Origin of the sequence: Jiangella rhizosphaerae (genome assembly GCF_003579925.1) — a bacterium.
GTDB classification, from domain to species: domain Bacteria; phylum Actinomycetota; class Actinomycetes; order Jiangellales; family Jiangellaceae; genus Jiangella; species Jiangella rhizosphaerae.
In genome coordinates, this window is record NZ_QUAL01000289.1 from 1 (window position 1) to 3,139 (window position 3,139).

Here is a 3,139-nt window from a genome sequence, read left to right on the forward strand (position 1 = left end):
CGTGGTGCGCGGCCGGTGTCGCCGCCGGCACCCTGGCGCTGCTGGTCGCCGGCGCCGTCGCGACCGCCCGCCGCCGGGTCGAGGACACCGTCGCGTTCACCAGCCGCCGCGCCACCGGCGCCATCGGCTGGACCTTCGCCGCGGTCGCGCTGATCGCCGCCGCCGTCGCGATCTGGCAGCTGCGCCGCTACGGCGAGGCGTCCGGTGCGTCCGGGGCCGATCTCCTCGCCACGCCCGGGCCGGCGCTGGCCCTGCTGGCCTGTGCCGCGCTGGCGCTGCTCGCGGTCCCGTTCCCGCTGGCGCTGGCCGAGCGCGCACTGGCCGGCCGCCGCCGGCTCGGGCTGCTGCTGCCGGCCTGGCAGGTGACCCGCCGGCTGCCGGTGTACGCGTCGGTGGTCGTGCTCGTGGTGGTGACGGCGGGCGCCGGCGTGCTCGCGGCGTCGTACTCCGCCACCTGGACCGGGCTGCAGGAGGACCTCGCCGACGTCCGCTCGGGCGCCGACGTGCGGGTGACGTTCGACCGCGCCGGTCCGCTCACCCCGGCCCGGCCCGCCGAGTCCGCCGAACCGTACCTGGGGGTCGAGGGCGCGAGCGACGCCGTCGGCGTGCTGTCCACCGGTGCCCGCATCGGCGACGAGAGCGCCGCGCTGCTGGCGATGCCGGCCGGCGGGCTGCTCGGCGTGGTCGAGGCCCGCGACGACGTGTTCCCCGCCGGCCGGGCAGCCTCCGACGTGACGCCGGAGCAGCCGCGGCTGACCGGACTCGAGCTGCCCGCCGGCACCGAGCGGCTGGAGGTCGACGCGACCGGTGCCTCGGCGGTGACGCTGCTGGTCGCCGACGCCGACGGCGTGCTGGCCCAGGCCGTGGTCGAGGACGGCGCCGCGACCGTGCCCGCCGGGTTCGGCACCGTCGTCGCCGCCGACCTCACCGTCACGGTGCCCGGGGCGTCGGAGCCGGCCGTGACGGCGCTGCGCGCGGTCGACGGGTCCGGCGCCGCGACCGACCTGCCGCTGGCCGGCGTCGCGCCGTGGACGCCGCAGGTCCCGGCCAGCTATCGCATCGAGTCCGCCGCGCCGGGCACGGCGTCGCCGCTGTCGGCGACGGTGTTCGCGGCCGCGTCGGGCGCCACGGTGCGGGTCACCCCGCCGGACGGGGGCGACCCGATTCCCGTCGTCGCCTCGCAGGCCGCTCTGGACCACTTCGGCCTTCAGACCGGCGACCCGGTGAGCCTGCACGTCGTCGGCGCCCGGGTGGACGCGCGCGTGGTCGACGCGGTACCGGTGGTGCCGGGGGTGGCCGATCCGGTCGCGTTCGTCGCCGACCTGCCGAGCCTCACCGCGACGCTGCTGCGGGTCGCCGACCGGCCGCAGCGCATCACCGAGGTCTGGCTGAGCGCCGACGGCGGCGGCACGGCGGAGCTGGCGGCGGCCGTCGAGGAGGCCGGCCTGGCCGGCGAGGCTCAGGTGACCGACCGCGAAACGGTCCGGTCCGGGCTGCTCGACCACGGGCTGGCGCGGCACGTGGTGCCGGCGTTCTGGTCGGTGGCCGCGGCGGCGATCGTGCTGACGGCGATCGGCGCGGTCGCGTCGGCGGCCACCCTGCAGCGGCAGCGACGCGGCGAGCTGGCCGTCCTGCGGGTCGTCGGCGTGACGCCGTCGGAGCAGGCCCGGTCGCGGCGGATCGAGCAGGCCGGCATGGGGCTGCTGGCGATGGTGGCGGGCGCGGCCGGTGGCCTGGTGGTCGCCGCCCTGACGGTGACGGTGCTGGCCCGGGCCGCGACCTCCGGCGTGCCGCGGGCGCTGGAGCCGGTGTGCGGTGCGAGTCTCGGCGCGCTCGCGGTGTTCGGCGTCGTGCTCGCCGGCGTGGTCGCGGCGGTCGCGCTGCTGCACGCGTCGCGGGCCGGGCACGACGCGGCGCTGGCCGTTCCCGGGGAGGAACGCCGATGAGCGCGCGTCTGGGGACCGGGCGGCTGTTCCGCCGGCAGTTCCTCTCCGACCGCGCCGCGGCGCTGGTCGTCGTCGGTGTGGTGTTCGTGCTGGCGCTGGTGGCGGCGGCGCTGCCGCGGCTGGCCGAGCAGGTGTTCACCGACGACCTGCGCGCGGAGATGGCCGGCACGCCGGCGACACTGCGGGACGTCACGTCGGTGGCCGCCGTGGCACCGCCCATGGGCGCCGACGGCGACCTCTGGGCGCCGTTCGACCAGGCGTTGACGAGGATCCGTGACGACGCGCCGGTGGCCGTGCGGCAGGCGACCGGGCCGGGCCGGTTCGTCGTCACCGCGCCGCCGGCCCGGGTCGAGGTGCGCGCGACGGAGAGCGCCACCGACCTACTGCCCACGGCCGACCCGTACTGGGCCGAGACGGTCGAGGTCGTCGAGGGCGAGGCCCCGGCGCCCGCGACCGAGCCGGCCGCGCCGGGGGAGCCGCTCGTCGTCGACGTCATGCTGGCGCGGACGTCGGCGGAGGAGATCGGGTGGTCCGTCGGCGACGTCACTCCGGCCGCGTCGCCGACCGGCGGGCCGGGCGTCGCCTACCGGCTGTCCGGCGTGTACGAGCCGCTCGACGCCGCCGCGCCCGTGTGGGCGCACCACCGCGCCGCGCTGGAGCCGGAGGTCTTCGACGACTGGGACCGCGGCCGGACGCTGACCATCGCCGCGTACGTCGATCCGGAGTCGTGGGCGGCGCTGATGCCGGTGGTCGGATTTCCGATGGAGACCCGGCTCTGGTACCCGGTGGACGTCTCGGCGGCGCGGGCGGACTTCACCGTGCCGCTGCGCGACGCCCTGAGCCGGTTCATCGCGGCCGCGCCGGTGGTCGGGTCGGACCCGGGGCAGCCGTCGTTCAGCCCGATCCTCACCACCGGCTCCATCGACGTCCTCGACCGCGTGGCCGAGCGGCACGACAGCGCGCAGGCGGTGATGGCGATCGTCGCGGCAGGGCCGTTCGGTGTCGCGCTGGCGGTGCTGGCGCTCGCCGCCCGGCTCATGGTCGAGCGGCGCCGGTCGGCGCTGGCGCTGATCGGGGCCCGAGGCGCGTCGCCGCTGCAGCTGCGGCTGCTGACGGCCGCCGAGGGCGTGCTGCTCGGGCTGCCGGCCGCCGCGCTGGCCACGGTGCTCGCCGGCCGGTTCGTCGACGGCGCC

At 78.2% G+C, this 3,139-nt stretch carries 2 protein-coding genes; both read left to right on the forward strand.

Annotation, left to right across the window (positions count from 1 at the left end; all coding sequences use genetic code 11):
* A partial coding sequence (locus tag DY240_RS32400; protein WP_199702201.1) for an FtsX-like permease family protein occupies positions 1-1,946 on the forward strand: 1,946 nt, incomplete at its 5' end.
* On the forward strand, positions 1,943-3,139 hold a 1,197-nt coding region (locus DY240_RS23405), incomplete at its 3' end, for a hypothetical protein (RefSeq protein ID WP_147375474.1). The genes DY240_RS32400 and DY240_RS23405, both read left to right, overlap by 4 nt.